At 70.8% G+C, this 24914-nt stretch carries 26 protein-coding genes and 2 pseudogenes; 10 read left to right on the forward strand and 18 right to left on the reverse strand.

The features are described from left to right. Positions 1-52 precede the first annotated feature (52 nt). Positions 53-922 carry a polyphosphate kinase 2 family protein gene (locus tag QM779_RS05170; RefSeq protein WP_428532595.1) on the reverse strand — a complete coding sequence of 290 codons (870 nt, stop codon included), beginning with the start codon at positions 920-922 and terminating at the stop codon, positions 53-55. Between the two features lie 48 nt (positions 923-970). Between QM779_RS05170 and QM779_RS05175 the strand changes: the two genes are divergently transcribed. Then, positions 971-2035, forward strand: coding sequence for an ATP-dependent DNA ligase (locus QM779_RS05175; protein ID WP_428532598.1), 1065 nt, complete (start codon positions 971-973; stop codon positions 2033-2035). A 55-nt stretch (positions 2036-2090) separates the two neighbouring features. On the opposite strand, the gene QM779_RS05180 is transcribed toward QM779_RS05175, so the two are convergent. Then, the gene (locus QM779_RS05180; RefSeq protein ID WP_428532601.1) at positions 2091-2663 is read right to left on the reverse strand and encodes a hypothetical protein; all 573 of its coding nucleotides are present in this window, start codon (positions 2661-2663) and stop codon (positions 2091-2093) included. Positions 2664-2907: 244 nt separating this feature from the next. Here QM779_RS05180 and QM779_RS05185 point away from each other — a divergent pair, with 244 nt between their 5' ends. Further along, the gene (locus QM779_RS05185; protein WP_428532604.1) at positions 2908-3501 is read left to right on the forward strand and encodes a TetR/AcrR family transcriptional regulator; all 594 of its coding nucleotides are present in this window, start codon (positions 2908-2910) and stop codon (positions 3499-3501) included. Here QM779_RS05185 and QM779_RS05190 read toward each other — a convergent pair whose 3' ends face one another. Then, the gene (locus tag QM779_RS05190; protein ID WP_428532607.1) at positions 3502-4554 is read right to left on the reverse strand and encodes a DNA polymerase domain-containing protein; all 1053 of its coding nucleotides are present in this window, start codon (positions 4552-4554) and stop codon (positions 3502-3504) included. It lies immediately after the preceding gene. A gap of 77 nt (positions 4555-4631) precedes the next feature. On the opposite strand from QM779_RS05190, the gene msrB reads away from it, so the two are divergent. The 3 genes from msrB (at position 4632) to QM779_RS05205 (ending at position 6929) form a co-directional block, all read left to right on the forward strand. Continuing rightward, complete coding sequence (gene msrB, locus QM779_RS05195) at positions 4632-5036, forward strand: peptide-methionine (R)-S-oxide reductase MsrB (RefSeq protein WP_415152597.1); 405 nt, start codon at positions 4632-4634, stop codon at positions 5034-5036. A 73-nt stretch (positions 5037-5109) separates the two neighbouring features. After that, on the forward strand, positions 5110-5682 hold the full coding sequence (locus QM779_RS05200; RefSeq protein ID WP_428533075.1) for a DUF3000 domain-containing protein: 573 nt from the start codon (positions 5110-5112) through the stop codon (positions 5680-5682). Further along, positions 5670-6929: an HRDC domain-containing protein gene (locus QM779_RS05205; RefSeq protein WP_428532611.1), complete on the forward strand. Its 1260-nt coding sequence runs from the start codon at positions 5670-5672 to the stop codon at positions 6927-6929. The genes QM779_RS05200 and QM779_RS05205 overlap by 13 nt, the downstream gene beginning before the upstream one ends. 777 nt (positions 6930-7706) lie before the next feature. Here the strand turns inward: QM779_RS05205 and dxs are convergent. From dxs to QM779_RS05225, 4 genes and pseudogenes are all read right to left on the reverse strand, one after another. Continuing rightward, entirely contained in the window at positions 7707-9611 is a 1905-nt protein-coding gene (dxs, locus tag QM779_RS05210) for a 1-deoxy-D-xylulose-5-phosphate synthase (protein ID WP_428532614.1), read from the reverse strand. A 9-nt stretch (positions 9612-9620) separates the two neighbouring features. Further along, positions 9621-10004 carry a hypothetical protein gene (locus QM779_RS05215; protein ID WP_428532617.1) on the reverse strand — a complete coding sequence of 128 codons (384 nt, stop codon included), beginning with the start codon at positions 10002-10004 and terminating at the stop codon, positions 9621-9623. Positions 10005-10411: 407 nt separating this feature from the next. After that, a pseudogene (locus QM779_RS05220) lies at positions 10412-11383 on the reverse strand (integrase core domain-containing protein); the annotation flags it as partial. A 364-nt stretch (positions 11384-11747) separates the two neighbouring features. Continuing rightward, entirely contained in the window at positions 11748-11909 is a 162-nt protein-coding gene (locus tag QM779_RS05225) for a hypothetical protein (RefSeq protein WP_428532620.1), read from the reverse strand. Between the two features lie 168 nt (positions 11910-12077). Between QM779_RS05225 and QM779_RS05230 the strand changes: the two genes are divergently transcribed. Continuing rightward, a complete protein-coding gene (locus QM779_RS05230; RefSeq protein WP_428532623.1) occupies positions 12078-13166 on the forward strand; it encodes a sensor histidine kinase in 1089 nt (362 codons plus the stop codon). Between the two features lie 14 nt (positions 13167-13180). Then, complete coding sequence (locus QM779_RS05235; RefSeq protein WP_428532626.1) at positions 13181-13780, forward strand: response regulator; 600 nt, start codon at positions 13181-13183, stop codon at positions 13778-13780. A 3-nt stretch (positions 13781-13783) separates the two neighbouring features. Here QM779_RS05235 and QM779_RS05240 read toward each other — a convergent pair whose 3' ends face one another. From QM779_RS05240 to QM779_RS05265, 6 genes and pseudogenes are all read right to left on the reverse strand, one after another. Next, positions 13784-14242 carry a hypothetical protein gene (locus QM779_RS05240; protein WP_428532629.1) on the reverse strand — a complete coding sequence of 153 codons (459 nt, stop codon included), beginning with the start codon at positions 14240-14242 and terminating at the stop codon, positions 13784-13786. 56 nt (positions 14243-14298) lie between these two features. Next, entirely contained in the window at positions 14299-16971 is a 2673-nt protein-coding gene (gene acnA / locus QM779_RS05245; protein WP_428532632.1) for an aconitate hydratase AcnA, read from the reverse strand. Positions 16972-17083: 112 nt separating this feature from the next. After that, positions 17084-17269 carry a DUF6767 domain-containing protein gene (locus QM779_RS05250; protein ID WP_428532635.1) on the reverse strand — a complete coding sequence of 62 codons (186 nt, stop codon included), beginning with the start codon at positions 17267-17269 and terminating at the stop codon, positions 17084-17086. Beyond that, on the reverse strand, positions 17266-17856 hold the full coding sequence (locus QM779_RS05255; RefSeq protein ID WP_428532638.1) for a class I SAM-dependent RNA methyltransferase: 591 nt from the start codon (positions 17854-17856) through the stop codon (positions 17266-17268). Before QM779_RS05255 ends, QM779_RS05250 begins: the two co-directional genes overlap by 4 nt. Positions 17857-18290: 434 nt before the next feature. Beyond that, positions 18291-18479, reverse strand: a pseudogene (locus QM779_RS05260) (class I SAM-dependent RNA methyltransferase); the annotation flags it as partial. After that, positions 18410-20455: an APC family permease gene (locus QM779_RS05265; RefSeq protein ID WP_428532641.1), complete on the reverse strand. Its 2046-nt coding sequence runs from the start codon at positions 20453-20455 to the stop codon at positions 18410-18412. The gene QM779_RS05265 and the pseudogene QM779_RS05260, both read right to left, overlap by 70 nt. 113 nt (positions 20456-20568) lie before the next feature. On the opposite strand from QM779_RS05265, the gene QM779_RS05270 reads away from it, so the two are divergent. Together QM779_RS05270 and QM779_RS05275 are read left to right on the forward strand one after the other, a co-directional pair. Then, entirely contained in the window at positions 20569-21246 is a 678-nt protein-coding gene (locus QM779_RS05270) for a potassium channel family protein (RefSeq protein WP_428532644.1), read from the forward strand. Positions 21247-21258: 12 nt separating this feature from the next. Then, the gene (locus tag QM779_RS05275; RefSeq protein ID WP_428532647.1) at positions 21259-21942 is read left to right on the forward strand and encodes a potassium channel family protein; all 684 of its coding nucleotides are present in this window, start codon (positions 21259-21261) and stop codon (positions 21940-21942) included. A gap of 92 nt (positions 21943-22034) precedes the next feature. Here the strand turns inward: QM779_RS05275 and QM779_RS05280 are convergent, their stop codons facing one another. The 4 genes from QM779_RS05280 to QM779_RS05295 are packed head-to-tail and all read right to left on the reverse strand — an operon-like array spanning position 22035 to position 24206. After that, entirely contained in the window at positions 22035-22403 is a 369-nt protein-coding gene (locus QM779_RS05280; RefSeq protein WP_428532650.1) for an OB-fold nucleic acid binding domain-containing protein, read from the reverse strand. Continuing rightward, on the reverse strand, positions 22403-23212 hold the full coding sequence (locus QM779_RS05285; protein ID WP_428532653.1) for a DUF3710 domain-containing protein: 810 nt from the start codon (positions 23210-23212) through the stop codon (positions 22403-22405). The genes QM779_RS05280 and QM779_RS05285 overlap by 1 nt, the downstream gene beginning before the upstream one ends. After that, entirely contained in the window at positions 23209-23718 is a 510-nt protein-coding gene (gene dut / locus QM779_RS05290; protein WP_428532656.1) for a dUTP diphosphatase, read from the reverse strand. Before dut ends, QM779_RS05285 begins: the two co-directional genes overlap by 4 nt. Continuing rightward, positions 23715-24206, reverse strand: coding sequence for a DUF3093 domain-containing protein (locus QM779_RS05295; protein WP_428532659.1), 492 nt, complete (start codon positions 24204-24206; stop codon positions 23715-23717). Before QM779_RS05295 ends, dut begins: the two co-directional genes overlap by 4 nt. A 45-nt stretch (positions 24207-24251) precedes the next feature. Here QM779_RS05295 and QM779_RS05300 point away from each other — a divergent pair, with 45 nt between their 5' ends. Further along, positions 24252-24545: a DUF4235 domain-containing protein gene (locus QM779_RS05300; protein ID WP_428532662.1), complete on the forward strand. Its 294-nt coding sequence runs from the start codon at positions 24252-24254 to the stop codon at positions 24543-24545. Between the two features lie 27 nt (positions 24546-24572). Here QM779_RS05300 and QM779_RS05305 read toward each other — a convergent pair whose 3' ends face one another. Continuing rightward, a complete protein-coding gene (locus QM779_RS05305; protein ID WP_428532665.1) occupies positions 24573-24869 on the reverse strand; it encodes a DUF4193 domain-containing protein in 297 nt (98 codons plus the stop codon). Between the last annotated feature and the right edge of the window lie 45 nt (positions 24870-24914).

The following is a 24914-nucleotide window of genomic DNA, read 5'->3' on the forward strand; positions in this document are numbered from 1 at the left end:
CTGAGACCGGTTCGTTCCTTGCCCCTCAGACGCCCGGCCCATCCTCCGGGGCTCAGGCCTCGGCGAGGCGCTTCTGCTCAGTGGCGACGTCGAACTCGGCGGGTGGCCAGGCCAGACCCATGCCTGCCAGCGTCTCCCGCAGGAGTTCGGCCACCGCCCAGTTCCGGTACCACTTCCGGTCGGCGGGGATCACGTACCACGGCGCCGCCTCGGTGTTGCACTTCTCCAGCGCCGCCGCGTACGCCTCCATGTAGGCGGGCCACTTCTTGCGTGCGTCCACGTCGCCGGGGTTGTACTTCCAGTACTTGCTCGGGTTCGCGAGGCGTTCCGTGAGGCGGGCCTTCTGCTCCTCGAACGACACGTTCAGCATGCACTTGACCAGCCGGGTGCCCCCGGCGACGAGTTCGGCCTCGAACTCGTTGATCTCGTCGTAACGCTTGCTCCACACGTCCTCCGGCACGAGGCTGTCCACCCGCACGACCAGCACGTCCTCGTAATGGGAGCGGTCGAAGATGCCGATCTTGCCCGCGCCCGGCAGGGCGTTCCGGATCCGCCACAGGTAGTGGTGCTTGCGCTCCTCGGCGCTGGGCGCCTTGAACGAGGTGAGGTCGACACCCTGCGGGTCGACCAGGCCGATCGCGTGCCGGATGACTCCGCCCTTGCCCGAGGTGTCCATGCCCTGGAGCACCACCAGCACCCGCGGCGCCGTCTCCGGGACGCTGCGACCGGCGGCGAACAGCATCTCCTGCAGGTCGGAGAGCTGGGGGGCCAGCGCGGCGATGCGCTCGGGCGCGTCCGCCTTGCCCTTGCCGGGGTAGCCGGGGGTCGCGGACGGGTCGAGGTCGGCCATGTCGACCGGCCCGAGGGGCAGCCGCAGGTGTTCGGACAGCGGCGCCGAGGCCGTGCTCTTCTTCGAACTCATGGCCACAGTCTGGACCGGGTCCGCCCGAAATGGTGCCAAGATGAGCGAATGTCTCTCCCGCTACGCCCGCCGCTGGAGCCGATGCTGGCCCGCTCGCAGGCGACCATCCCGCCGGGCATGGCCTACGAGCCGAAGTGGGACGGGTTCCGCTGCCTCGTCTTCCGCGAGAACGACGACGTCGCGCTGATCAGCCGCAACGGCAGGGACCTGTCGATCTACTTCCCCGAGGTCGTGCAGGCCGTCCAGGAATCCACCCCGCCCCGCTGCGTCCTCGACGGTGAGCTGGTCGTGGTGAACGGGGACCGGCTCGACTTCGTCCGGCTCACCGAGCGGATCCACCCCGCGCAGAAGCGGATCGACCTGCTCTCGGCCACGACGCCCGCGTCCCTCGTCTTCTGGGACCTGCTCGCCCTCGACGACACCGACCTGACCGCGCTTCCGTTCACCGAGCGGCGCACGCTCCTGGAGCGCGCGCTCGCCCACAGCGAGCCGCCCATCCACCTCACCCCGATCACGACGGACGTCGAGGTCGCCAAGGTGTGGTTCACGCGGTTCGAGGGCGCCGGGCTCGACGGGGTCGTCGCCAAGCCGCTCGACGGACGCTACGAGCCGGGCAAGCGCACGATGGTCAAGATCAAGCACGCCAGGGAGGCCGACGTCGTGGTCGCGGGCTGGCGCGAGCACAAGAACTCCACGCCCGAGCGGCCGCTGCTCGGCTCGCTCCAGCTGGGCCTCTACGACGAGGCGGGCGCGCTGCACTTCGTCGGCGTGGCTGCGGCCTTCCCCGAGGCCCGGCGCGCGGAACTGGCCGCCGAGTTCGGCCCGGTCACGCTGCCGCCCGGCTCGTCCGACCACCCGTGGAGCTCCTTCGAGGTCGAGGGACGTCGGCCCGGCGCGGTCAGCCGGTGGAGTGCGGAGATCAGGCAGACCAACCTGATCTGGCCGATGCTGGTCGCCGAGGTCGGCTACGAACACATGGAGGGCACCCGGTTCCGCCACACCGCCCAGTTCCGGCGCTGGCGCCCGGACCGCGAGCCCGCGTCCTGCACGTTCGCCCAGCTCGAGGAGGTCGTGGGCTACGACCTCGCCGAGGTCCTGGCCGGTACCGCCTGAGGACGCAGAACGGCGGCGGGGACATCGTCCCCACCGCCGTTCTTGCCGGGTGGGATCAGGCGAGGACTTCGCCCTCGGCGGTCTTGGCGTGACGCAGGCCGAGGAAGGCCAGCACGCCCAGGACCACGGCGCCGGCGAAGGCGACGATCGCGGCGATCAGGGCCACGGTGGCCATGGTGCCGAACGCGTAGGCGGTGAGCAGCATGCTGCGCAGGGTGTTGCCCATGAACAGGGTCTGGCGCAGGGCGCCCAGCTTGGCCAGCTCGTCCTGGTCGGCGCTGGTGTCCTTGCTCATCTGGGTGTACTCGCCGCTGACCTCTTCGTAGGTCTTGCCGCCGCTGGCCGCGTTCATGTGGGCCTGGATGTAGTGGTCGGCGAACGCCTTGGCCTGGGCGCCGTTGGTGAGCGGCTGGCCGGCGAACGGCGCGAGCGCGTCCTGGTCGGCCTGCGACAGCGAGGAGTACGAGTCCGAGGTGGGCATCGTGATCTTCTGCGCGGACAGCTGGTCGGCCACCTGCGCGTTGATGAACGAGCTGGCGAAGACCAGCAGGCCACCGGCGAGCAGCATCACCACTGCAAGCGCGAGGCCCATCCAGGACACCAGCCGGTCGAGGGCACTTCTCTTCATATCGAAACGTTCCAATCTTCGGTCGCGGAGGCTGGCGATTCCGGGCAGCCCCCAGGGGGTTGGTGGTGCAAAAAGGGGTGGACGGCCTTGCGTCGCAAGGGGGGACGCGAGGGGCTTTCGGGCATCGTGCCCTGGGTCCTCGGAGGATCCGTTCCGCGAGCGGCTGGGGTCGATTGCTAGTGAACACTAACCTTGGCTAGGTAGCAAATCTGCGTATCCGGTAGCATCGACCGCGGAGGTGCCCATGGCGGAGAGCACACGAGACCGCATCCTCGACGCGGCTGTCGCGGTGCTCCTGCGCGACGGCTCGAAGGGCCTCACGACGAAGGCCATCGCGACGCAGGCGCGGCTCACCGAGCCCGCCCTCTACATCTACTTCCGCAGCAAGGCCGCGCTCTGCATCGCGGTGGCGACCGAACGGATCCCCCGACAGGAGGACCTGGCCACCCGGATCCGGGCACTGGCCGGGACCGGCTCGGTGCTCGGCAACCTCCGCGGCCAGGCCGCCGACGTGCTGCGCTACTTCCTCGCCGCGATGCCGCTGGAGATCATGTTCTGGGCGAACCCCCGGCTCCGCGCGGCACGCAAGGACGCCGCGCCGGTGCCCGACCTCCTCTCGCGGGCGGTCGCGGGCTACCTGAAGGAGGAGCAACGGCTCGGCCGCGTCCGGCCCGACTCCCCGGCAGAGGGCATCGGGAACGCGCTGGTCGGAGCCCTGTTCCACCGCGCGTTCATCGTCACCTTCACCGAGACGACCCTGTCCTGCGAGGACGCGAACCCGTTCCTCGACGAGGTCACGGCCGTGGCGGCCTCCGCGCTGCAGCTGCAGCCGGCCTGATCAGTCCCAGTTCGCCGCGTTCCTCTTGCTGGGCTGCACCCGCGGCGGCTCGCCCGGCATCTTGGGGTACTCCGGCGGGTAGGGCAGCTCACCCTCCCCGTCCGCCGCGTCCCGTTCGTACCAGGCGAGAGCCGTCGCCAGCGAGCCGGGGCTGGTCGCGTCCAGCACCGCCCACACGTCGCCCCGCTCGGCGAACCGGGCCGGCATGGTCAGGACGGTGAAGTCCGACGGCTGCACCGACGGCAGCTCGTCCCACTCCAGCGGCGCCGACACCAGCCCGCGCGGGGTGGGCCGGATCGAGTAGGCCGAGGTCATCAGGCGGTCGCGAGCCATCTGGTTGAAGTCCACGAAGACGCGCTCGCCGCGCTCCTCCTTCCACCAGTTCACGGTCACGTCGGACGGCAGCCGCCGCGCGAGTTCGCGTCCGACCGCGATGGCCGCGTGCCGGGCGTCGATGAAGTCCGAGCCCTCGATCGGGGCGAACACGTGCACGCCGCGTCCGCCGCTGGTCTTGCAGAACCCGGTCAGGCCCGCGTCCGCCAGCACCTGCCGCAACTCCAGTGCCGCGCGCACCGTGGTCGCGAAGTCGACGCCGGGCTGGGGGTCGAGGTCGATCCGCAACTGGTCCACGGCATCGGTGTCGGCCGCTCGCACCGGCCACGGGTGGAACCGGACGGTGCCGAGGTTCACCATCCACAGCACGCTGGCCAGGTCGTGGGGGGCGACCTCCACGGCGGTCCGGCCCGAGGGGAACCGGACCTCGGCGGTCTGCACCCACTCGGGCGTGTTCGCCGGCGCCCGCTTCTGGTAGAACGCCTCTCCCCTGCCGTCGGCCCTCGTGGCGACCACCACGTCGTCGCGGACGCCACCGGGCCACCGCTCCATCGCTGTGGGACGGTCCCTGAGCGCTGCCACGATGCCGGATCCGACGCTGCGGAAATACTCGACCACCCCGCGCTTGTTGAGGCCGAGGTCGGCGAAATAGGGCTTGTCCGGGCTGGAGATGCGCACCTCGCGCCCGTCGATGTCCAGGACTTCCGCCTGCGTCGCCATGACCGTCAGGCTAGTGTCCGTCGCGCGGTTCGCGCGGGGCGCCGGCCGAGCGTAGAACTGCTGAACGAGGAGGACCCATGGAGCTGAAGGTCATCAAGACACCCGAGGAGTGGCGCGCCCAGCTGACCCCGCTGGAGTACCGCGTACTACGCGAGTCGGGGACGGAGGCGCCGTTCACCGGCGAATACACCGACACCACCGCGACCGGGATCTACCGGTGCCGGGCCTGCGGTGCCGAGCTGTTCCGCAGCGAGAACAAGTTCGCCTCCCACTGCGGGTGGCCGTCCTTCTACACCGCGGCCGCGGCGGACCGCGTCCGGCTGCTGGAGGACCGGAGCCTGCCGATGCACCCCCGCACGGAGGTGCGCTGCGCGTCCTGCGACTCCCACCTGGGCCACGTGTTCACCGGCGAGGGCTACGACACGCCGACGGACGAGCGCTGGTGCATCAACTCGGTGAGCCTCGATTTCGAGCCCGCCTGACGGCGTGCCAAGCCCGCGTTGACCACGGTGGATGAGTAGTCTCTCGGACGTGGCCGCCCGCCGTGAACCGAGCATGCCGCCGCTGTTCGAGACAGCGGTGCAGGCGATCCTCGGCATGTCCTGGAGGTCCGAGCTGACGGTCGAGGAGATCCCCGCGCCACAGAAGATCGCCCCGCACGCGGTCGCGATCAGCGCGGATGTCGACCTCAACGACGAGGAACTCGGCAGCGGACGCCTCGTCCTGCTGCACGATCCCGCGGGCAGCGCGTCCTGGGACGGTGACTTCCGTTGCGTGACCTATGCCAGGGCGGACGTGGACCCGGAGATGGTGGCCGATCCGCTGCTCACCGAGGTGGGCTGGTCGTGGCTGCTGGACGCGCTGGAGCGCAACCAGGCCACCTACACCTCGCCCAGCGGCACGGTCACCGCGGTGTCGAGCCGATCGTTCGGCGGCATCGCCACCGATCCGCCCCGGGCGGAGATCGAGCTGCGGGCGTCCTGGACACCGTCCATCTCCTCCTCCGACGACGTGGTGCGCCACCTGCGCGCGTGGTCGGAACTGCTGTGCCTCACCGCCGGGTTGCCGCCGCTGCCCGACGGCGTCGTGCCGATCGCACCTCGCCGCTCGGGCTCATGGCTGAGGTGACCACCCCTGAGGAGGGCTACCCGATCCTCACGCTGCCCGCGGACGGGATCCCCGACGTCGTCGACAGCCCCGAGGCACTCGCCGAGACACGTGCGGCGCTGCGTGCCGGAACCGGCCCGCTGGCGATCGACACCGAACGCGCCCAGGGCTACCGGTACTCGGCGAAGGCCTACCTGATCCAGGTGCGGCGGGAGGGCTCGGGCACGCACCTGATCGACCCGACGGCCTTCGAGGAGGGCCGGCCGCGCGCCGACTTCCACGAGTTCGCGGAGGAGGTGTCGGACGCCGAGTGGATCCTGCACGCGGCCAGCCAGGACCTGCCGTGCCTGGCCGAGGTGCACTTCCTGCCCACCCACCTGTTCGACACCGAGCTGGGCGCGCGGCTGCTCGGGCTGCCCAAGGTGAGCCTCGGCGCGCTGATGGAGCAGGCGATCGGGATCACGCTGCTGAAGGAGCACTCGGCGGCTGACTGGTCGCGGCGGCCGATCCCCGAGGACTGGCTGGCGTACGCCGCCCTCGACGTGGAGCGGCTCACCGAGCTGCGCGAGTGGATGATCGAGCGGCTCACCGCCGCGGGCAAGCTCGAGTGGGCGCACCAGGAGTTCGCCCACCTCGCCGAGCACGCGGCGGACGGACCGCATCCCCGCAAGGACCCCTGGCGTCGCACGTCGGGGCTGCACGCGCTGCACACCCCGGCGGCGCTGGCCGTGGTCAGGGAGCTGTGGCAGGTGCGTGAGGAGTTGGCCGCGGCGGAGGACCGGGCGCCGGGGCGCGTCGTCGCCGACCGGTCGATCGCCGAACTCGCCGGACGCCTGGAGACCCAGCACAAGACCAGGCTGAACCGGGCCGACCTGCGCTCCGTCCGCGGGTTCTCGAACCGGGTCGCCGCCCGCTACGAGGGCCGCTGGCTGGATGCGCTCGACCACGCCGCGTCCCTCGGCAGGGCGGAGCTGCCACCCCGGAACGTCGCCCCGGACGGCCCGCCGCTGCCGCGTTCGTGGGAGCGCCGCTGGCCGGAGTCGTTCGCGCGGTTCAACCGCGTCCGCCCCGCGCTGGTCGAGCGTGCGGAGGAGCTGGAGCTGCCGGTGGAGAACCTGCTGGCTCCCGACCACCTCCGTCGTCTCCTGTGGGACTCCCCCGCCACCATGGACGCCGCCGAGGCCGACGCCCGCCTCGCGTCCTTCGGCGCCCGCGCCTGGCAGCGCGAACTGGCCGTCCCCGTCATCGTCGCGCACTGGACCGACTGACCCGAACCGTCGGTGCCGACAGCGCCGTACCCGAGATCCCGGGTCAAGCCCGGGATGACAAGGTCGCCCCGGTCATCCCGGGCTCACCGTCCACCAAAAAGTGGACGGAAACTCGCGACTACGCCGCAGAGGCGTCCACGAGAAGGTGGACGGGGACGCCGGCCGCGCCTCCTGTCATCCCGGGCTTGACCCGGGATCTCCACGACCCACCGACCGCACCGCATCCGAGACCTCGGCCTCCGCCGAGCCGCCGAGTCACCGTCCACCACAACGTGGACGGAAAGCCGCGACTACGCCTCACATCCGTCCACCACAACGTGGACCGCACTGCCACCCACCACAAAGTGGACCGAAAGTCGCGACTACACGGCAGAGACGTCCACTACGAGGTGGACGGGGGGATCCCGTTCGTGCGTCCTGTCATCCCGGGCTTGACCCGGGATCTCCACGTCCGACCGACCGCACCGCATCTGAGACCTCGGCCTCCGCCGAGCCGCCGAGTCACCGTCCACCACAACGTGGACGGAAAGCCGCGACTACGCCTCACATCCGTCCACCACAACGTGGACCGCACTGCCACCCACCACAAAGTGGACCGAAAGTCGCGACTACGCCACACAACCGCCCACCACAACGTGGACCGCACTGCCATCCACCACACAGTGGACGGAAAGGCGTGAACTCGCCGCAGTTCCGTCCACGACAAGGTGGACAGAAGGAGGCGAACTCACCACACCGGCGTCCACTTCACGGTGGACACGGTCGCGACGCGCGGCGTCAGTGGGACGCCGATTGCGTGGCGGAGACCAGTTCCACGATGGTGCGGGCGATATGCGCGGCGTCGAGGCCGGACGCGTCCAGCAGGCTGCGCCGGGAGTCCTGCGGGAGGAAGGCCTTCGGGATGCCGAACTCGCGAACCCGGGTGTCGATCCCGGCCGCCCGCGACGCCTGCGAGAGCTGGGAGCCGAGGCCGCCGGTGACACTGTTGTCCTCGATCGTGACCACCAGGTCGTGCGTGGCAACGAGGCCGAGCAGGTCCGCCGAGACCGGCAGCGCCCAGACCGGGTCGACCACCGTGGCGCCGATACCCTGCGCGGCGAGCCGCTCCCCCACCTCCACCGCCGTCCCGCACAGCGCGCCGTAGCCCACGACCAGCACCTCGGGGTTGTCGCCGGCAGCGAGGACGTCCACGGCACCTCGACGCCCGACGGTGGGGATCGTCGCCGGCAACGGGTCCTTGGAGTACCGCAGCACCGTCGGCGCGTCGTCGACCGCGACGGCCAGCCGCAGCGCCTCCACCAGCCGCTGCTCGTCGCGCGGGGCGGCCAGCCGCAGGCCGGGCACCACCCCGAGGATCGAGGCGTCCCACATCCCGTTGTGGCTCGGCCCGTCCGGCCCGGTCACCCCGGCCCTGTCGAGGACGAACGTCACCCCGAGGCGGTGCAGCGCCACGTCCATCAGCACCTGGTCGAAGGCCCGGTTCAGGAACGTCGCGTACACGGCGAAGACCGGGTGGAGACCACCGGCCGCGAGTCCGGCGGCGGACGTCACGGCGTGTTGCTCCGCGATGCCGACGTCGAAGGTGCGCTCGGGGAACAGCCGCGCGAACCGGTCCAGCCCGGTAGGGTGCAGCATCGCCGCGGTGATCGCGACCACCCGGTCGTCGGTGACGCCGATCCGGGCGAGCTCCTCGGCGAACGCATCGGTCCACGTGCGGACGCCGACCGTGGCCAGCGGCACGCCGGTGACCTCGTCGATCGGCCCGACCGCGTGGAACCGGTCCTGCTCGTTCTCCTCCGCGGCCCGGAAGCCCCGGCCCTTCCTGGTGATGCAGTGCACGATCACGGGGCCGCCGTACCCCTTCGCCTGTCGCAGCGCGACCTCGACGGCCTCCTCGTCGTGGCCGTCGATCGGGCCGACGTACTTCAGGCCGAGGTCGGCGAACATGCCCTGGGGCGCGAGGACGTCCTTCACGCCGGTCTTGAGGCCGTGCAGGAGCCCGTAGACCGCCTGGCCGAGCACCGGCAGTCGCCGGGCCTCCTTGAACCGTCGCAGCAGCCGCTCGTAGCGACGATCGGTGCGGATCGCGGACAACTGCGTCCCGAGCGCCGACAGCTGCGTGGCGATACCGCCGACCGTCGGGGTGTAGGAGCGTCCGTTGTCGTTCACGACGATGACCAGCTTCTCGTCGGAGGCGACAGCGATGTTGTTCAGCGCCTCCCAGGCCATCCCGCCGGTCAGCGACCCGTCGCCGACCACCGCGACGACGTGCCGGTCCTCGCCACGCAGCCGGAAGGCCTTCGCCAGGCCGTCCGCCCACGACAGTGCGGTGGACGCGTGCGAGTTCTCCACCCAGTCGTGCGGCGACTCCGCCCTGCTCGGGTAGCCCGAGAGCCCGCCGGGCTGCCGCAGCGAGCGGAACTGGCCGCGGCGTCCGGTGAGGATCTTGTGGACGTAGCTCTGGTGCCCGGTGTCGAACACGATCGCGTCGCGAGGGGAGTCGAACACCCGGTGCAGCGCGATCGTCAGCTCCACGACGCCGAGGTTCGGCCCCAGGTGGCCACCGGTCCGGCTGACGGTGCTGACCAGGAACGCACGGATCTCGTCGGCGAGCTGCCGCAGCTGCGCGGGGGTCAGCTCCCTGAGGTCGCCGGGGGCGTTGATGGCGTCGAGCAAGGGCACCGCCCGAGTCTACGTGAGCCTCCGGACGAAGACCCGGCCGCGCAGCGCCTCCTCGACCAGGCTCACCTCGCGCTTCAGCCGCAGCAGGTGCGCGGACTGCTCCTCCCAGGCCTCCACGGCCGCCTGCACGACCTCGGGGTCGACCTGGTCGGACAGGTCGAGCCGTAGCCGGCCCAAGCCGTCGGACGCCGCGCTCACCTGCGCCGCGACGAACTCCGCGGCGAACCGGGCCAGCACGACCGGGTGGCGGCGCAGCACCGGGTACGCGCGGAAGTCGGAAGGGCAGCAGTCCAGCAGGAACGCGGCCGCCGTCGCCTCCCAGCCCTGCGCTCCGGGAGGACGCACCGCGCCCGGCCAGCCCGGCGGCGCGTAGCCGCTCGGCACCCCGCCCATGCCCACCTCCGGACCGAATCGCTCCTGCGTTCGATTCTAGCGAGCGTGACCGACATCCTGCGCGATGTGATGTCTCAGGACAGCGGTGACAGTTCAGCATCAGGACATCGGTGACGGATCGTGTGTCAGGACTTCGGTGACGTTCGGTGGGTGCTGCGGGTCCGGCCGACGTAGGTCACCCCGGCCGCTGGTCGGGTGGTTTCCAGGAGGATCTCGCCGTTGTGGTCGATGACGGTGATCTGGTCGTCGTGTTGCTGGACGAGGACTTCGGCGAGGCCGTGTTCGGGGCCGACGAGGTATCGGACGTTGTCGAGTCCGAAGGTTCCTTGGCTGGTCAGGTGGCGGATCACGGTGCCGGCGGGCAGGTCGGGCGCCGGTGCGGGTCGGCGTCGCTTGCGGGGGCGGGGAGGGGTCGGCTGGCTGGTCAGGGGGCGGGGTGGTGCGGCTTTCGGAGTGGCGAGCCAGGCGGTCTCGGGGGTGACCCGGCCGGGCAGGCCTTGGTGGGGCCGCTGGGTGTTGTAGATCCGGTCGAAGGTGTCGACCTGGGCTTGCAGTTCCGCCAGGGACTCGGCGAGGGGTTGGGCGTCGAGCCAGCGGAACAGGGTTTGGTGGAAGCGTTCGTTCTTGCCCTGGGTGGTCGGCTTGTAGGGCTTGCCGGTGATCGCGTGGATGCCCATCCGGGTCACGTGGGTGAAGAGTTGTCCGGTGACACCGCGCCGGGACGGGTTGAGCGCGGCACCGTTGTCACTGAGGAGGCGTTGGGGGACGCCGTGGGCGGCGATGCCCTTGTCGACCACCGCGATCGCCGCAGCGGAGGTTTCGCTCCAGGCGACGTGGGAGGCGACCGCGTAGCGGGAGTGGTCATCGATCAGCTGGAAGACCACACACTTTCGGCCACCGGTGAGCACGTACTCGGTCGCGTCGAGCTGCCAGCACGCGTTCGGTGCCGGATAGACGAACCGGCGCCACGCGGCCCGTGGCCTCTTCTTCGGCTCGGCCCGGGCCACGCCGGCCTGGCGGAAGATGCGGGCCAACGCTGCGGTGGAGGGCACCACCGGCAGGCCCATCGCGGTCATCTTGTCGTGCACGCTGATCGGGCCGTGATCCAACCCGGAGGACTCCAGCACCTTGCGGACCGCGACCGCCTGCGCCTTCACCTGCTCGCTCAGCCGCGTCGGGGACGACCTCGGCCGCCGCGACCTCGGTTCGAGGACCGCCGCCTGCCCGTTGACCCGTGCCCGTTTGCGCAGCTCGTAGAACGACTTGCGCGAGATTCCGTGCTCGGCACAGAACGTCGACACCGCACCACGAGGGGCGTCGTCGGGCCACTCGGCGATCGCGAGACGGACAACAGGATCGATGGGGTCGTTGGCAGCCATCCGGCCAACCCTGCCGAGGAAGTGTCACCACCAAGAACCCCGGAACCGTCACCGATGTCCTGACGCAGAACCGTCACCGATGTCCTGAGAGATGACACGACATCCTGCGCGACATCCTGCGCGACGGCCTTCGAGTGCGTCTCCGCCGCGACCGGCACGGGACTACCGAGGACGAGGATCGCCACCGCCAGAAGCACAGCGAGGGAGAACCACCAGCGGTGGACCTTGCGCGCGACCAGCACCAGACCGACGACGGCTGCGCCGAGGAGGAACGTGGCAGTGGTCATGGCTTTTGTCCGTTGGGTGTGGAGGCGGCGCGACGAACGCGCCGCCTCCACTCAGGGGTGGGTACTCGGCAAACTCTTCATCGCGGGCAGCCCGGCCAGAACGGGAAGACGTCACAGAAGCCCTGGGTGGTGACCGGGAAGCCGAGTGACACCGCGAGCACCGAGCCGGCGACGGCGGCGACGATGCCCTGCGTGAGGAGTGCGTGGTGACTCCCGCTGCGAGGTGTGCAGATCGACATGAACTGAGCGTCCCAGTCCGTCCCCGGCCCCGTCTCGACCCGACACGAACCTCTGCCCGGTCGGGCGCGCTCCGGCGCGGATTCTGCCCGATCGGGCGGGTCCGTCGGCCATCCGGTCAGCCGGTGGGCCGATTGGCTCATTGACGGCGCAGGCGGTTTCATTGCACCATGCGGCTCCCACGCGTCCCCAGCCCCACGAGCGGGACCATCGACGTGGTCCTCGCCGCGCTGCTGGCCGTGCTGAGCGTCGTGCTGGGGGCCACCCTCGACACCCCCCTCGGGATCGCCCTCGACCTGGCCGCGTGCGCCGCAGCAGCCGCAGCCTCCCGGTGGCCGCGCGCGGGCAGTGTCGCCGTGGGCGTCCTGACAGCCGGCTACCTCTTCGCGCCGGACGCGTGGATGGCCATGGGCGAGTACGCCGGCCTGATCGTGATCCTCGGCGCCGGCATGCGGGGGCAGCAGCGGGTGCGACTCGCGATGAGCATCGGCTACGCGCTGGTCCTGGCCGCGATCCAGGTCGGCGACTACGGGTTCGTCCTGACAGCCCTGCTCGGCTCGCTGATCTGGGTCGCCATGATCGCGATCATGTGGCTGATCGGGGACGCGTTCACCGCGATCCGTCGCACCCAGGCGCAGGCCCGCGCCGCTGCGCTCGCCCAGCAGCGGCTCAGCCTCGCCCGCGACCTCCACGACAGCCTCGCCCGCAGCCTCGTCCACCTCACGCTCCGCGCCCGCCAGGCGGCCACGTCCGGCGACGCCGACGCCCTCGAACCGCTCGCCGACGGGATCAGCCAGGCGTCCGGCGAACTCCGCTGGCTGCTGAGTGCCCTCCGGGAACCCGACAGCGCCCCGGCGATCACCTCCGGCGGCTCGCTCGCCACCACCCTGCAGCGCGTGATCGACGACCTCGGCGAGTCCGGCCACCCGCCCACCGTCACGATCGACGGCAACCTCGACAAGGTCCCCCTTCGCGTGGGCGAGGTCGTCGGGGCGGTCGCCCTCGAGGCCGCGGCCAACATCCAGCGGCACGCCCCCCGCGGGCGCCCGTGCATCATGGTGGCCAGCGTGGACGCCCAGGCGGTCGACCTGGCCTTCATCAACGACCTGGCCGTGTCGAACGCGGGCTCGGGCCAACGGGCGATGGGACTCCTCGGTGCCAGCGAACGCCTGGCGGCCGTCGGGGGCATGCTGGAGACCAGGAAGGAGAGCGCGCAGTGGATCACCCGGATCACCGTCCCCCTGCGGGAGGCGGTCTGACCACGGTCCTCATCGTGGACGACGACCTGTTCGTGCGGACGGTGCTCGCCGACCTGCTGACCGGCTCCGGCCGGATCCGCATCCTCTCCACCCACGCGGACGGCGCCGAGGCGGCCGCGGCCGCCGCCCTGGAACCGCCGGACGTGGCGCTGGTGGACATCTCGATGCCGCTCCTGGACGGCCCGTCGACGGTGCGGGCGCTGCGCGCGAGTTCGCCCCGCACCCGGATCCTCGCCCTGACGTCCCTGGCCGACCCGGACGCCGCGGCGGAGATGCTGCGAGCCGGAGCGGCGGGCTTCCTGCCCAAGGACCTGCCCGTGCCCGCCCTGGTCCACGCGATCGAGGCGGCCAGGTACGGCGTCTCCGTCCTCGCCGGCGCCGGCGCGGCGCTCGCCGCCCACCCGCCGGAGGCCGCCCCGTCCGTCGACCTCACCGACGCCGAGACCGCGATCCTCGAACTGTTGCTGGCCGGCCGGACCAACGCCCAGATCGCAGGGACGGTCTACCTCTCGCCGTCCTCGGTGAAACACCAGGTGTCCGCGCTGATGGCGAAGCTCGGCGCGACGAACCGGGTCACCCTGGCCATTCGGGCACGCGAACTCGGGCTCGGCTGACCCTCAGGTGGTGGTGTACCACCACCACAACAGGGCGCCCGCCACGACGACCAGGACCAGCAGGACGGCGAGCTGGACGCGCCGGAAGACCCGTCCCCTCCCCCAGTCGGCACTGATCAGCGCGGCGACAGCGGGCACCAGCGCTGCTGCCACCCACCACCACCAGTCGGTCACGGCGTCGGTCGAGACCAGGATGCCGGCCAGGGCAGCCATCGACACCCAGATCCACCAGCCCAGCCGCAGCAGCAGCACCGCGGGGAGCAGGCAGAGCACGTAGCCCACCACGGCCGTCCAGATCACGAAGCCGAGCTTGCAGTCGGCGACCGCGTCGTCGGTCGAGCCCAGCCCGCTGCACACCAGCACGCCGAGGGTCTGGTTCGAGAGCACGACGAGCAGGGCCATCCCGATGCCCGCGAGCAGCGCGGCCACGTAAGACCACGCCACCCGTGCGGAGACCGGCATCTCGTCGACGACGGCCGCCGGGCCCCCGGTCGGGGAATGGGCCCTGCGTCGGCCCATTACCTGGCCAGGAGCGAGCGCAGCACGTACTGCATGATGCCGCCGTGGCGGTAGTAGTCGGCCTCCCCGGGGGTGTCGATCCGCACGATCGCGTCGAACGTGATCGGCCCCCCGTCGCCGACGGCCGTCACCTTCACCGTCTTCGGCGTGCTGCCGTCGTTGAGCTGCGTGATGCCCTCGACGGTGAACGTCTCCGCGCCGGTCAGGCCGAGCGAGTCCGCGTTGTGGCCCTCGGGGAACTGCAGCGGCAGGACGCCCATGCCGATCAGGTTCGAACGGTGGATCCGCTCGTAGCTCTCGGCGATGACGACCTTGACGCCCAGCAGCATCGTGCCCTTGGCCGCCCAGTCCCGCGACGAGCCCGAGCCGTACTCCTTGCCGGCCAGCACGACCAGCGGGACGCCCGCGGCCTGGTAGTTCACCGACGCGTCGAACACCGTCGCGACCGGACCGTCGGCCTGCGTGAAGTCCCTGGTGAAGCCGCCCTCGGTGCCCGGGGCGATCTGGTTGCGCAGCCGGATGTTGGCGAAGGTCCCGCGGATCATCACCTCGTGGTTGCCGCGCCGCGAGCCGTAGGAGTTGAAGTCCTTCCGCTCGACGCCGTGCTCGGTGAGGTACTTCCCGGCGGGGCTGTCGGCCTTGATCGAGCCGGCGGGCGAGATGTGGTCGGTGGTGACCGAGTCGCCGAGCTTCAGCAGGACGCGGGCGCCGCTCACGTCCGTCACCGGAACCGGCTGGGCCGGCATGTTCTCGAAGTACGGGGGCTTGCGGACGTAGGTCGAGTCGCCGTCCCAGGAGAAGGTCTCACCGGTCGGGGTGGGCAGCGAACGCCACGTGTCGTCCCCGGCGAACACGTCGGCGTAGCGGGACGTGAACATCTCCGCGGAGATCGAGGAGCCGACGACCTCGTCCACCTCGGCCTGGCTCGGCCAGATGTCCTTCAGGAACACGTCGTTGCCCTCGGTGTCCTTGCCGAGCGGCTCGGAGGTGAGGTCGATGTCCATCGTCCCCGCCAGCGCGTAGGCGACCACCAGCGGCGGGCTGGCCAGGTAGTTCATCTTGACGTCGGGGTTGATCCGGCCCTCGAAGTTGCGGTTGCCCGACAGGACGGACGTGACCGCGAGGTCGTTCTCGTTCACCGCGCGGGACACCTCGGGGATCAGCGGGCCGGAGTTGCCGATGCAGGTCGTGCAGCCGTAGCCGACCAGGTCGAAGTCGAGCGCCTCGAGGTAGGTGTCCAGCCCGGACTTCGCGTAGTAGTCGGTGACGACCTTGGAGCCCGGCGCCAGCGAGGTCTTCACCCACGGCTTGCGCTTGAGGCCCTTCTCGACGGCCTTCTTGGCGACCAGCGCCGCGCCGACCATCACGCTCGGGTTCGACGTGTTCGTGCAGGACGTGATCGCCGCGATCGTGACCGCGCCGTTGGGCAGCTCGAACTCCTCGCCGCTGGCCAGGCTCACCTGCGCAGGCTTCGTGGCGTCCGAGACGTAGGCGGGCAGGGTGTCCTCGAAGGACTCCTTCGCCTTGCTCAGCAGGATCCGGTCCTGGGGGCGCTTCGGACCGGCGATGCTCGGCACGACGGTGGAGAGGTCGAGCTCCATGTACTCGGAGTAGCGGGGCTCGTGGTCGGGGTCGTGCCACAGGCCCTGGGTGCGGGCGTAGGCCTCGACCAGTTCCAGCTGCTCGTCGCTGCGTCCGGTTAGGCGCAGGTAGTCGATCGTCTTGTCGTCGATCGGGAAGATCGCAATGGTGGAGCCGTACTCGGGGCTCATGTTGCCGATCGTGGCGCGGTTGGCCAACGGCACCTCGGCGACGCCGGGCCCGTAGAACTCGACGAACTTGCCGACCACCTTGTGGGCGCGCAGCATCTCGGTGATCGTCAGGACGAGGTCGGTGGCGGTGGTGCCCTCGGGCAGCTTGCCGCTCAGCTTGAAGCCGACCACGCGAGGGATCAGCATGCTCACCGGCTGGCCGAGCATCGCGGCCTCGGCCTCGATGCCGCCGACGCCCCAGCCCACCACGCCGAGCCCGTTCACCATCGTGGTGTGGGAGTCGGTGCCGACGCAGGTGTCGGGGTAGGCCTGCAGGACACCGTCCACCACCCGCGGGAAGACCACGCGGGCGAGGTGCTCGATGTTCACCTGGTGCACGATGCCGGTGCCCGGCGGCACGACGACGAAGTCGTCGAACGCGGTCTGGCCCCAGCGCAGGAACTGGTACCGCTCGCGGTTGCGCTGGTACTCCAGCTCCACGTTCCTCGTGAACGCGTCCGGCGTGCCGAACAGGTCGGCCACGACGGAGTGGTCGATCACCATCTCCGCCGGCGACAGCGGGTTCACCTTCGTCGCGTCCCCGCCGAGGTCGGCGATCGCCTCCCGCATGGTGGCCAGGTCGACCACGCACGGGACGCCGGTGAAGTCCTGCATGATCACGCGGGCCGGCGTGAACTGGATCTCGCGGTTCGGCTCAGCCTCCGGGTCCCACGCGCCCAGCGCAGCGATGTCGTCGGCGGTGATGTTCGCCCCGTCCTCGGTGCGCAGCAGGTTCTCCAGCAGCACCTTCAGGCTGAACGGCAGCGTCGCCGACCCCTCCACGGCGTCGAGCCGGAAGATCTGGTAGTCCTTCCCGGCCACGCTCAGCTGGTGTGCCGAGGAAAAGCTGTCGATGCTCATGGGTCCTCCTGGAGCCGCCGGAGATATCTTGATGTCGAGATAATATCCCACACCCGTCGGTTCCGAGGCTAGCCGACACGGCCGACACCGCGGCCGGCATCCGCGGGCTGCGTCAGCGGCCGGCGTGGCGGCGTTCGCCCCACTCCTCGCGGAGGTCGGGGTCGGACATCACCAGGTACACCAGGCCACAGTCCTGCGGCCCGGTCACGTTCAGCTGGCACAGGTTGCAGACGTCACCGGGCCTGAGCGGACACTTCGCCTCCGGACGCGTGCGGCGTTCACGGGTGGCGGTGGTCATCGTGGTTCCAGAATAGCAACGCACTCGACGTGGTGCGTCATCGGGAACAGGTCGTACGCGTGCACCGACACCACCCGGTAGCCCAGGCCCGACGCGGTCGCGAGGTCCCGCCCGAGCGCGGCCGGGTCGCACGCGACGTACGCGATCGCCCGGGGACGCCGCGCGGCGATGGCGGCCATCACCGGCCCGCCGGCACCCGTCCGGGGCGGGTCGAGCACCACCAGGTCCGCACGGTCAGGGACGCGGGCCATTCGGGCCAGGACGTCGCCAGCGACGAACCGGGCGGACGGGACGTTGCGACGGGCGAGTTCGACCGCCCTCCGGTCACCCTCGATCCCCCACACGCGGGCGCCCGCGTCCACCAGCGTGGTGGCGAAGAGACCCACGCCGCAGAAGAGGTCGAGGGCGGTGTCGCCGGAGTGCGCGGCCAGCCCGTCCCGCACCCGACCGGTGAGGACGTCCGGGGCGTGCCGGTGCGGCTGCCAGAAGCCGGCGGCGGCCACCTCGAAGCTGCGCTCCCCCACCCGTTCGGTGACCGTGCGCCGGTCGGACGGGTCGAGGAACAGCGCGCCGGAACCCGCGGCCACGCCAAGCAGGTCTCCCCGGACGCCCCGGACGCCGGAGTGTCGACCGCCGGGTCGGCGATCCCGGGGTCGGCGATCAGGCACCCGGTCACCGGCAGCGCGATGACGTCCCTGGACCGATGCGCGCGCAGTCCCGGCCTTCCCTCCGCGTCGCGGTGGTAGCGCATCCGGCGGCGCCAGCCCAGCGGGGACGGCGACACCTCCTCGACCTCGCCGGTGAACTCGTAGCCGGCCAGGTGGCCGAGCAGTTCGGCGACCACACGGCGCTTGAGTTCGCGGGAGAAGGCCGGCTCCACGTGCTGGAAGTCGCAACCGCCGCAACGTCCCGCGATCGCGCAGGGCGGCTCGACCCGGTGCTCGCTCGCCGAGCGGATCGCGACCGCGTCCGCCCGCGCGAACCGCTTGCTCACCTCGGTGATGCGGACGTCGGCGACCTCACCGGTGAGCGCGTGCCGCACGAACAGGACGCGCCCCTCGTGGCGGGCGATGAAGTGCCCGCCGTGGGCGACCGGGCCGATCTCGACGCCCTCGAGGACGGCGCCGGGCTCCAGCCCGCTCACTCCTTGCGGGACGGCTCGCGGGTGGAGTCGCCGACCCGCACCTGGCCCGTGCCCGGTCGGCGCCACGCCGCAGCCGTGTTGCGCTGGACGCGGCTCAGCGCGTACTTCGACGAGGCGAGCTGGTAGGGCACGGACGTGACCATCACGCCCTGCATGAAGTTCAGCCGCGTCTTCAGGATCAGGCCGGTCTGGTTGTGCAGGACCTGCTCCCACCAGTGCCCGACGATGTACTCGGGGATGTAGACGCAGACGACGTCGCGGGGGTTGTCCGAGCGCATGCCCTTCACGTAGTTCAGGAACGGCCCGGTCACCTCGCGGTAGGGCGAGGCGATCACCTTCAGCGGGATCTCCAGCTGCTGCGCGTCCCACTGCGCGACGATGGCCCTGGTCTCCGCGTCGTCCACCGACACCGTGACGGCCTCGATGCTGCTGGCCCTGGTCGCGCGGGCGAAGTTGACCGCCCGCATGGTCGGCTTGTTGACCTCCTGCACCATGATCACGGCGCGGACGCGGCTGGGCAGCATGCGGGCGTCGGCGGGAGCGACGGCCACTTCGCGGGCGACCTTGTCGTAGTGGTTGCGAATGCTGCGCATCAGCAGGAACATCGCCGCCATCGCCAGCACGGCCAGGTAGGCGCCATAGATGAACTTGGACGCCAGCACGATCACCAGCACCAGCCCCGTCCCGGTGAGCCCCACGGCGTTGATCACGCGGGAGCGCTGCATGTGGGCGCGCACCTTCGGGTCCTTCTCTGTCTTCAGGTGGCGCGTCCAGTGCCGCAGCATGCCGAACTGGCTGACCGTGAACGACACGAAGACGCCGACGACGTAGAGCTGGATCAGCGCGGTCACGCTGGCGTTGTAGATCAGGACGAGGGCGATCGCGGCGGTGGCGAGGGCGAGGATGCCGTTGGAGTACGCCAGCCGGTCGCCGCGGGTGTGCAGCGCCTTGGGCAGGAACCCGTCCCTGGCCAGGATCGAACCGAGGACGGGGAAGCCGTTGAAGGCCGTGTTCGCCGCGAGGAACAGGATCACCATCGTCATCGTGATCACGAAGTAGAAGCCGACGGGGAAGGTGTCGAAGATCGTCCGGGCGAGCTGGCCCATCGCCGTCTCGTGGGCGATGTCGACGACCTGGCCGTTCAGGGTGAAGCTCGAGTGCCCGTCCGGGTCGACCAGCTTCAGGCCGGTGAGGTTCGCCAGCACGATGATCCCGCCGAGCATCGTGATCGCCACCGTGCCCAGCAGCGCGAGGGTCGTGGCCGCGTTCCTGCTCTTGGGCTCTCGGAAGGCGGGGACGCCGTTGGAGATCGCCTCGACGCCGGTCAGCGCCGCGCAGCCGGAGGAGAACGCGCGGGCGAGCAGCACCACGGCGGCCAGGCCGACGAAGGGCTCGTAGGACTCCGAGCCCTGGACGCCGTACATCGCCGTCGGCGCCTGCAGGTGCTCGCCGAGGCCGAAGTAGCGGAACAGGCCCCAGGCGGTCATGCCGAGCACGCCGATCATGAAGCCGTAGGTCGGGATCGCGAAGAACGAGCCGGACTCGCGGACGCCGCGCAGGTTCATCGTCATCAGCAGCAGGATCACGACGGCGGCCACCCAGCCCTCGTTGCCCTGCAGGAACGGGAACATGGCCTTGGCGTTCTGCACACCGGAGGACACCGACACCGCGACCGTCAGCACGTAGTCGACCAGCAGCGCGCTGGCCACGACCAGGCCCGCGGTCGGCCCGAGGTTCACCGTCGCCACCTCGTAGTCGCCGCCGCCGGAGGGGTAGGCGTGCACGGTCTGCCGGTAGGACAGCACCACCAGCAGCATGACCAGGGCGACGGCGAGGGCGATCTGCCAGGAGAACGCGAAGCCGACCACGCCCGCCAACGACAGCGTCAGCAGGATCTCGTCAGGGGCGTACGCCACGGAGCTCAACGCGTCGGAGGCGAACACGGGGAGGGCGATCCGCTTCGGCAGCAGGGTCTCCCCCAGCTGCGCACTCGACAGTTTGCGCCCGACGAGCATCCGCTTGACGAAGTCAGTGGCGTTCACGAAACGGAACCCTATGCCCTCCACCACGTGTGGCGAACCATTCGCCGGTGTAGCGTCGGTTTCGTGCCGGTCGGCCCTCCGGATAGGGTCTTGCGCGGCAGATCGGGCGCAGAGTGGAGGCAGGTGCGGTGCACATCGTCATCATGGGGTGTGGACGCGTGGGTTCGTCCCTGGCGCGGGCCCTCGAACACCGCGGGCACTCCGTCGCCGTGATCGACATCGTGCAGGACGCGTTCCGCCGGCTCGGACCGGAGTTCCAGGGCAAGACCGTCAAGGGCGTCGGCTTCGACCGGCAGGTGCTGCAGCGCGCGGGGATCGAGCGCGCGGACGGGTTCGCCGCCGTCTCCAGCGGTGACAACTCCAACATCCTGGCCGCCCGGGTCGTCCGCGAGACCTTCGAGGTCCACAACGTCGTCGCCCGCATCTACGACCAGAACCGTGCCGAGGTGTACGAGCGGCTCGGCATCCCCAGCGTCGCCACCGTCCGCTGGGCGGCCGACCAGGTGCTGCGCCGCCTGCTGCCGTCCGGTTCGGAGCCGCAGTGGCGCGACCCGTCCGGCAGCGTCCGGCTGAACGAGGTGCACGTGAACACCGGCTGGGTGGGCACGAAGGTCACCGCGATGGAGTCCGCAGCGCGCTGCAAGATCCCCTTCCTGATGCGGTTCGGCACTGGCATGGTGCCGGGCGACGGCACCGTCTTCCAGGACGGCGACCTGATCTACGCCGCCGTCACCAACGAGCAGGTGCCGGACGTCGAGGACGTCCTGGGCCGGCCGCCGGTCGAGCACTGAGAGGAACCAGCTGTGCGTGTCGCCATCGCCGGGGCCGGCAACGTCGGGCGTTCGATCGCCCGCGAGCTGATCGCCAACGGCCACCAGATCCTGCTGATCGATCGCGACCCGAACGCGATCAAGCCCGAGAGCGTCCCGGAGGCCGAGTGGCTGCTGGCGGACGCCTGCGAGCTCGCCAGCCTCGAGGAGGCGGCGCTCGACTCCTGCGACGTCGCGATCGCCGCCACGGGTGACGACAAGGCCAACCTCGTCCACTCCCTGCTGGCGAAGACCGAGTTCGGCGTCCCCCGCACCGTGGGGCGCGTGAACCACCCCTCCAACGAGTGGATGTTCGACGACCTGTGGGGCGTGGACGTGGCCGTGTCGACCCCGCGCCTGATGTGCGCGCTGGTCGAGGAGGCGGTGACGGTCGGCGACCTCGTCCGCCTGTTCAGCTTCCGCGGTGGCCACGCGAACCTGGTCGAGATGACCCTGCCGGAGGGCTCGCCGCGCGTCGGCACCCGGATCGCCGACCTGAACCTGCCCGGCGACGCCGTGCTGGTCACGATCATCAGGGACGGGGCCGCCCGCGCCCCCGAGCGCGACGCCGCGCTGGAGGCCAACGACGAGTTGCTGTTCGTCTCCGACCCGAGCTACGAGGCCGAGCTGGCCCAGTACCTCGTCCCCCGGAACCTCCGCACCGCCGACGCCGGCTGACCGCCAAGACCAACAAGCGGCACGATGGGGACGGTTCCTGTCGTGCCATCGCGGCACGACAGGAACCGTCCCCATCGTGCCGGATCGAGGCTTCAGCCGGCGATCAGCTCGTAGTACGGGTTGTAGAGGCGGCGCTGGCCGTCCACGTAGGACACGCGACCGCTCACGGTGAGCTCGCGGCCGGCGGTGATGCCGGGGATCGCGCGGCGCCCCATCCAGATCAGCGTGACCGTGCCGGAGCCGTCGTTGAACTCGGCCTCGAGCCACGGCGTCCCGCTGCGGGGCTTCATCGTGAGCACGGAGATGGTGCCGCGCAGGCGCGCCCACTGGCGGTCCTGCAGCTCGCCGACCATCGTGGCCCCGGCCGACTGGACGATCTTCTGGCGCGCCTCCGACTCCAGTTCGGCATTGGACGCGCCGAGGCGCCGCAGCGCCTTGAGGAACGGGTTCGCGCTCGCCATCACCCCTCCCCTGCGGACTCGGGCAACGTCATCGGGATCAACTCTCCGGGCACCATTGGCTTGCCGCCACGGCGCACGACGAGGTTGCGGAAGAACTCTACAAAGGGGGACACCAGCGGCGCCTCCGCGTCCCCGATCGCCGCTTCGCCCAGCAGCGTGCCGCGCAGCAGCCAGCGCGGGCCCTCGGCGAACCAGATCCGCGAGACGTGGAACAGCTGCTCACCGCCGGCTCCCTCTTGGGGCAGGACGCGGTGCACCTCGGCGCCGAACGGGCCCTCGGCGAGGGTGGCGGTGCCACCGCCCTGCTCCGCCTCCTCGACGACGTCCTCCCGCAGTTCGTCGGCCAGCCCTCCGCTCGCCGGCGCGGCGAAGAGGGCCACCTCGAGCCCGGAGTTTCGCCACACCGCCGTGACGGCCTGGACGGCCCTGGTCGCCTCGTTCACCTGCAGTTGCAGCCCGAGGCCCTCCCACGGCGTGACGATCAGCGAGCCGAGGTCGATGCGGGTGACCTCATCACCGAGGTCCACCTCGTCGGCGTCGAACGGACCGTCCGCGCGCCAGTCGACGGCCTCGACCTGCTCGGCCTCTTCCTCGTCGAGGGCGTCCTCGGCCTCCTCGAGGTCGGCCTCCTCGGCCTCGGCGTCCTCCTCGAGGTCGTCGGAGGCCAGGTCGTCGACGTCGTCGATGGCGACCGCATCGCCGTCGTCCGTCGCGGACTCCTCGTCGACACCCTCGTCGGCGGCGACCTCCAGCGCCTCCTCGGCCTCCACCGGGTCGACGACGCCTCTGCGCTTGCGGCCAAAGATCACTTGTTCACCTCTGTTGTCCTGTCGGCGGCCGACGGGGCCGCCCATTCCGTGACCCCGCCGGTGGAGCCGTGGCCGCGATCCCCGCGTCCGCTCTCCGGCAACTGGTCGAGCAGTTCGAACTCCGCCCTCGCGACCCGCTGCACCACCAGCTGCGCGATCAGGTCGCCGCGGGCCAGCCGCACCGGACGCGTCGCGTCCGTGTTCAGCAGGCACACCCGGATCTCGCCGCGGTAGCCGGCATCCACCGTGCCCGGGGCGTTGACGATCGTCAGCCCCGCCCGCGCGGCGAGCCCCGAGCGGGGGTGGACGAAACCGGCCCACCCCTGCGGAAGCGCGATCGAGATCCCCGTGCCGACCAGCCGCCGCTCGCCGGGCGCGAGTTCGCAGTCCTCCGCGATCGCCAGGTCGGCGCCCGCGTCGTCGGGGTGGGCGTACCGCGGCAGGGGCATCCCCGGGTCGAGCCTGGTCAGGCCGACCCGAACCCGCTCCGGGCTGGCCGAGATCATTGCGGCAGTCTAGCCGGGCCCTGGCCGGCCTCCCCGTCCAGCGAGATGGGGCGGGACGCTTCGATCGCTGCCGCGAACTGTGCCGGTCTGCGGCTGGACACCAGCCAGTACGGGTGCGGGTCGGCGGGGTCGTCGACGGTGATCTCCACCGAGCCGGGGACGAAACCGCGCACGACCAGCCAGGCCGCGTGGTCCGCGTCCGGGCCCAGCCGGCGCCGCGTCGCGGAGCGCTCGTGGACGCTCACCTCGCCGACCCAGGGCCACTCCAGCAGGGACTCCCCCGCCCGCACGCCGCTGTCCTCCACCGCGACGACGACGCGTCCGTAGTACAGCAGTGCGGCCACGACGGCGGCAGCCGTCACCACCCCGGCGACGACGGCCACGAGGGGCCCGATGTAGAAGCCGACCGCTGTCACGAAGCTCAGCGCCACCAGCAGTCCGGTCACCCACCAGCCCGCAGGGACGCCCAATCGTTCGCGGTAGCTCATTGATCCACGCTAGCGGTGCTTGGCAGGATGGCAGCAGGAGGACATGTGAACACGTCGCAGAAACTGCTCTGGAACCTGTACGCCGGCGCGATCGGCGCCCTGACCACCCTGGTCGCGGCCAAGGCCGTCAACGCGGTCTGGGAGCTCGCCACCGGGGACACGCCGCCGGAGCCGAACGACCCCGAGGTCCCCCTGCGCCGGGCGCTCACCTGGGCCGTGGCCAGCGGGGTCGGGATCGGTCTGTCCCAGCTGCTGGTCAACCGGTTCGCCGCCAACCAGTGGACGCGCGTGATGGGCACGCCCGCTCCGGGCATCAACAAGACCACCCTGAGGATCTGAGTTCGAGGAGCCCGCCCGGCCGGCCGGTCAGCCCGCGCAGTCCACGCAGTAGGCCATCCCGTTGCGGACCTCCGCGATCTGGCTGCGGTGCTTCACCAGGAAGCAGGACGCACAGGTGAACTCGTCGGCCTGGCGCGGGAGCACCCGCACCGTGAGTTCCTCATGGGACAGGTCGGCGCCGGGCAGCTCGAAAGTCTCGGCCGCCTCGACCTCGTCCTCGTCGACCTTGCCGGAGTTCTTGTCGTTCCGACGGGTCTTGAGTTCCTCGATCGAGTCTTCGCTCTCTTCGTCGGTCTTGCGAGGGGCGTCGTAGTCGGTCGCCATAGCTGTGGGTCCATCTCCATTCCGCGGTGCCTGCTCGGGGGCGTC

The organism is Propionicimonas sp., assembly GCF_049840635.1.
GTDB lineage: Bacteria > Actinomycetota > Actinomycetes > Propionibacteriales > Propionibacteriaceae > Propionicimonas.

Coding starts and splice junctions, on each gene's coding strand:
- QM779_RS05170 (WP_428532595.1), bottom strand. CDS start 922: ATGAGTTCGAAGAAGAGCACGGCCTCGGCGCCGCTGTCCGAACACCTG.
- QM779_RS05175 (WP_428532598.1), top strand. CDS start 971: ATGTCTCTCCCGCTACGCCCGCCGCTGGAGCCGATGCTGGCCCGCTCG.
- QM779_RS05180 (WP_428532601.1), bottom strand. CDS start 2,663: ATGAAGAGAAGTGCCCTCGACCGGCTGGTGTCCTGGATGGGCCTCGCG.
- QM779_RS05185 (WP_428532604.1), top strand. CDS start 2,908: ATGGCGGAGAGCACACGAGACCGCATCCTCGACGCGGCTGTCGCGGTG.
- QM779_RS05190 (WP_428532607.1), bottom strand. CDS start 4,554: ATGGCGACGCAGGCGGAAGTCCTGGACATCGACGGGCGCGAGGTGCGC.
- msrB (WP_415152597.1), top strand. CDS start 4,632: ATGGAGCTGAAGGTCATCAAGACACCCGAGGAGTGGCGCGCCCAGCTG.
- QM779_RS05200 (WP_428533075.1), top strand. CDS start 5,110: ATGCCGCCGCTGTTCGAGACAGCGGTGCAGGCGATCCTCGGCATGTCC.
- QM779_RS05205 (WP_428532611.1), top strand. CDS start 5,670: ATGGCTGAGGTGACCACCCCTGAGGAGGGCTACCCGATCCTCACGCTG.
- QM779_RS05215 (WP_428532617.1), bottom strand. CDS start 10,004: ATGGGCGGGGTGCCGAGCGGCTACGCGCCGCCGGGCTGGCCGGGCGCG.
- QM779_RS05225 (WP_428532620.1), bottom strand. CDS start 11,909: ATGTCGATCTGCACACCTCGCAGCGGGAGTCACCACGCACTCCTCACG.
- QM779_RS05230 (WP_428532623.1), top strand. CDS start 12,078: ATGCGGCTCCCACGCGTCCCCAGCCCCACGAGCGGGACCATCGACGTG.
- QM779_RS05240 (WP_428532629.1), bottom strand. CDS start 14,242: ATGCCGGTCTCCGCACGGGTGGCGTGGTCTTACGTGGCCGCGCTGCTC.
- acnA (WP_428532632.1), bottom strand. CDS start 16,971: ATGAGCATCGACAGCTTTTCCTCGGCACACCAGCTGAGCGTGGCCGGG.
- QM779_RS05250 (WP_428532635.1), bottom strand. CDS start 17,269: ATGACCACCGCCACCCGTGAACGCCGCACGCGTCCGGAGGCGAAGTGT.
- QM779_RS05280 (WP_428532650.1), bottom strand. CDS start 22,403: ATGGCGAGCGCGAACCCGTTCCTCAAGGCGCTGCGGCGCCTCGGCGCG.
- dut (WP_428532656.1), bottom strand. CDS start 23,718: ATGATCTCGGCCAGCCCGGAGCGGGTTCGGGTCGGCCTGACCAGGCTC.
- QM779_RS05295 (WP_428532659.1), bottom strand. CDS start 24,206: ATGAGCTACCGCGAACGATTGGGCGTCCCTGCGGGCTGGTGGGTGACC.
- QM779_RS05305 (WP_428532665.1), bottom strand. CDS start 24,869: ATGGCGACCGACTACGACGCCCCTCGCAAGACCGACGAAGAGAGCGAA.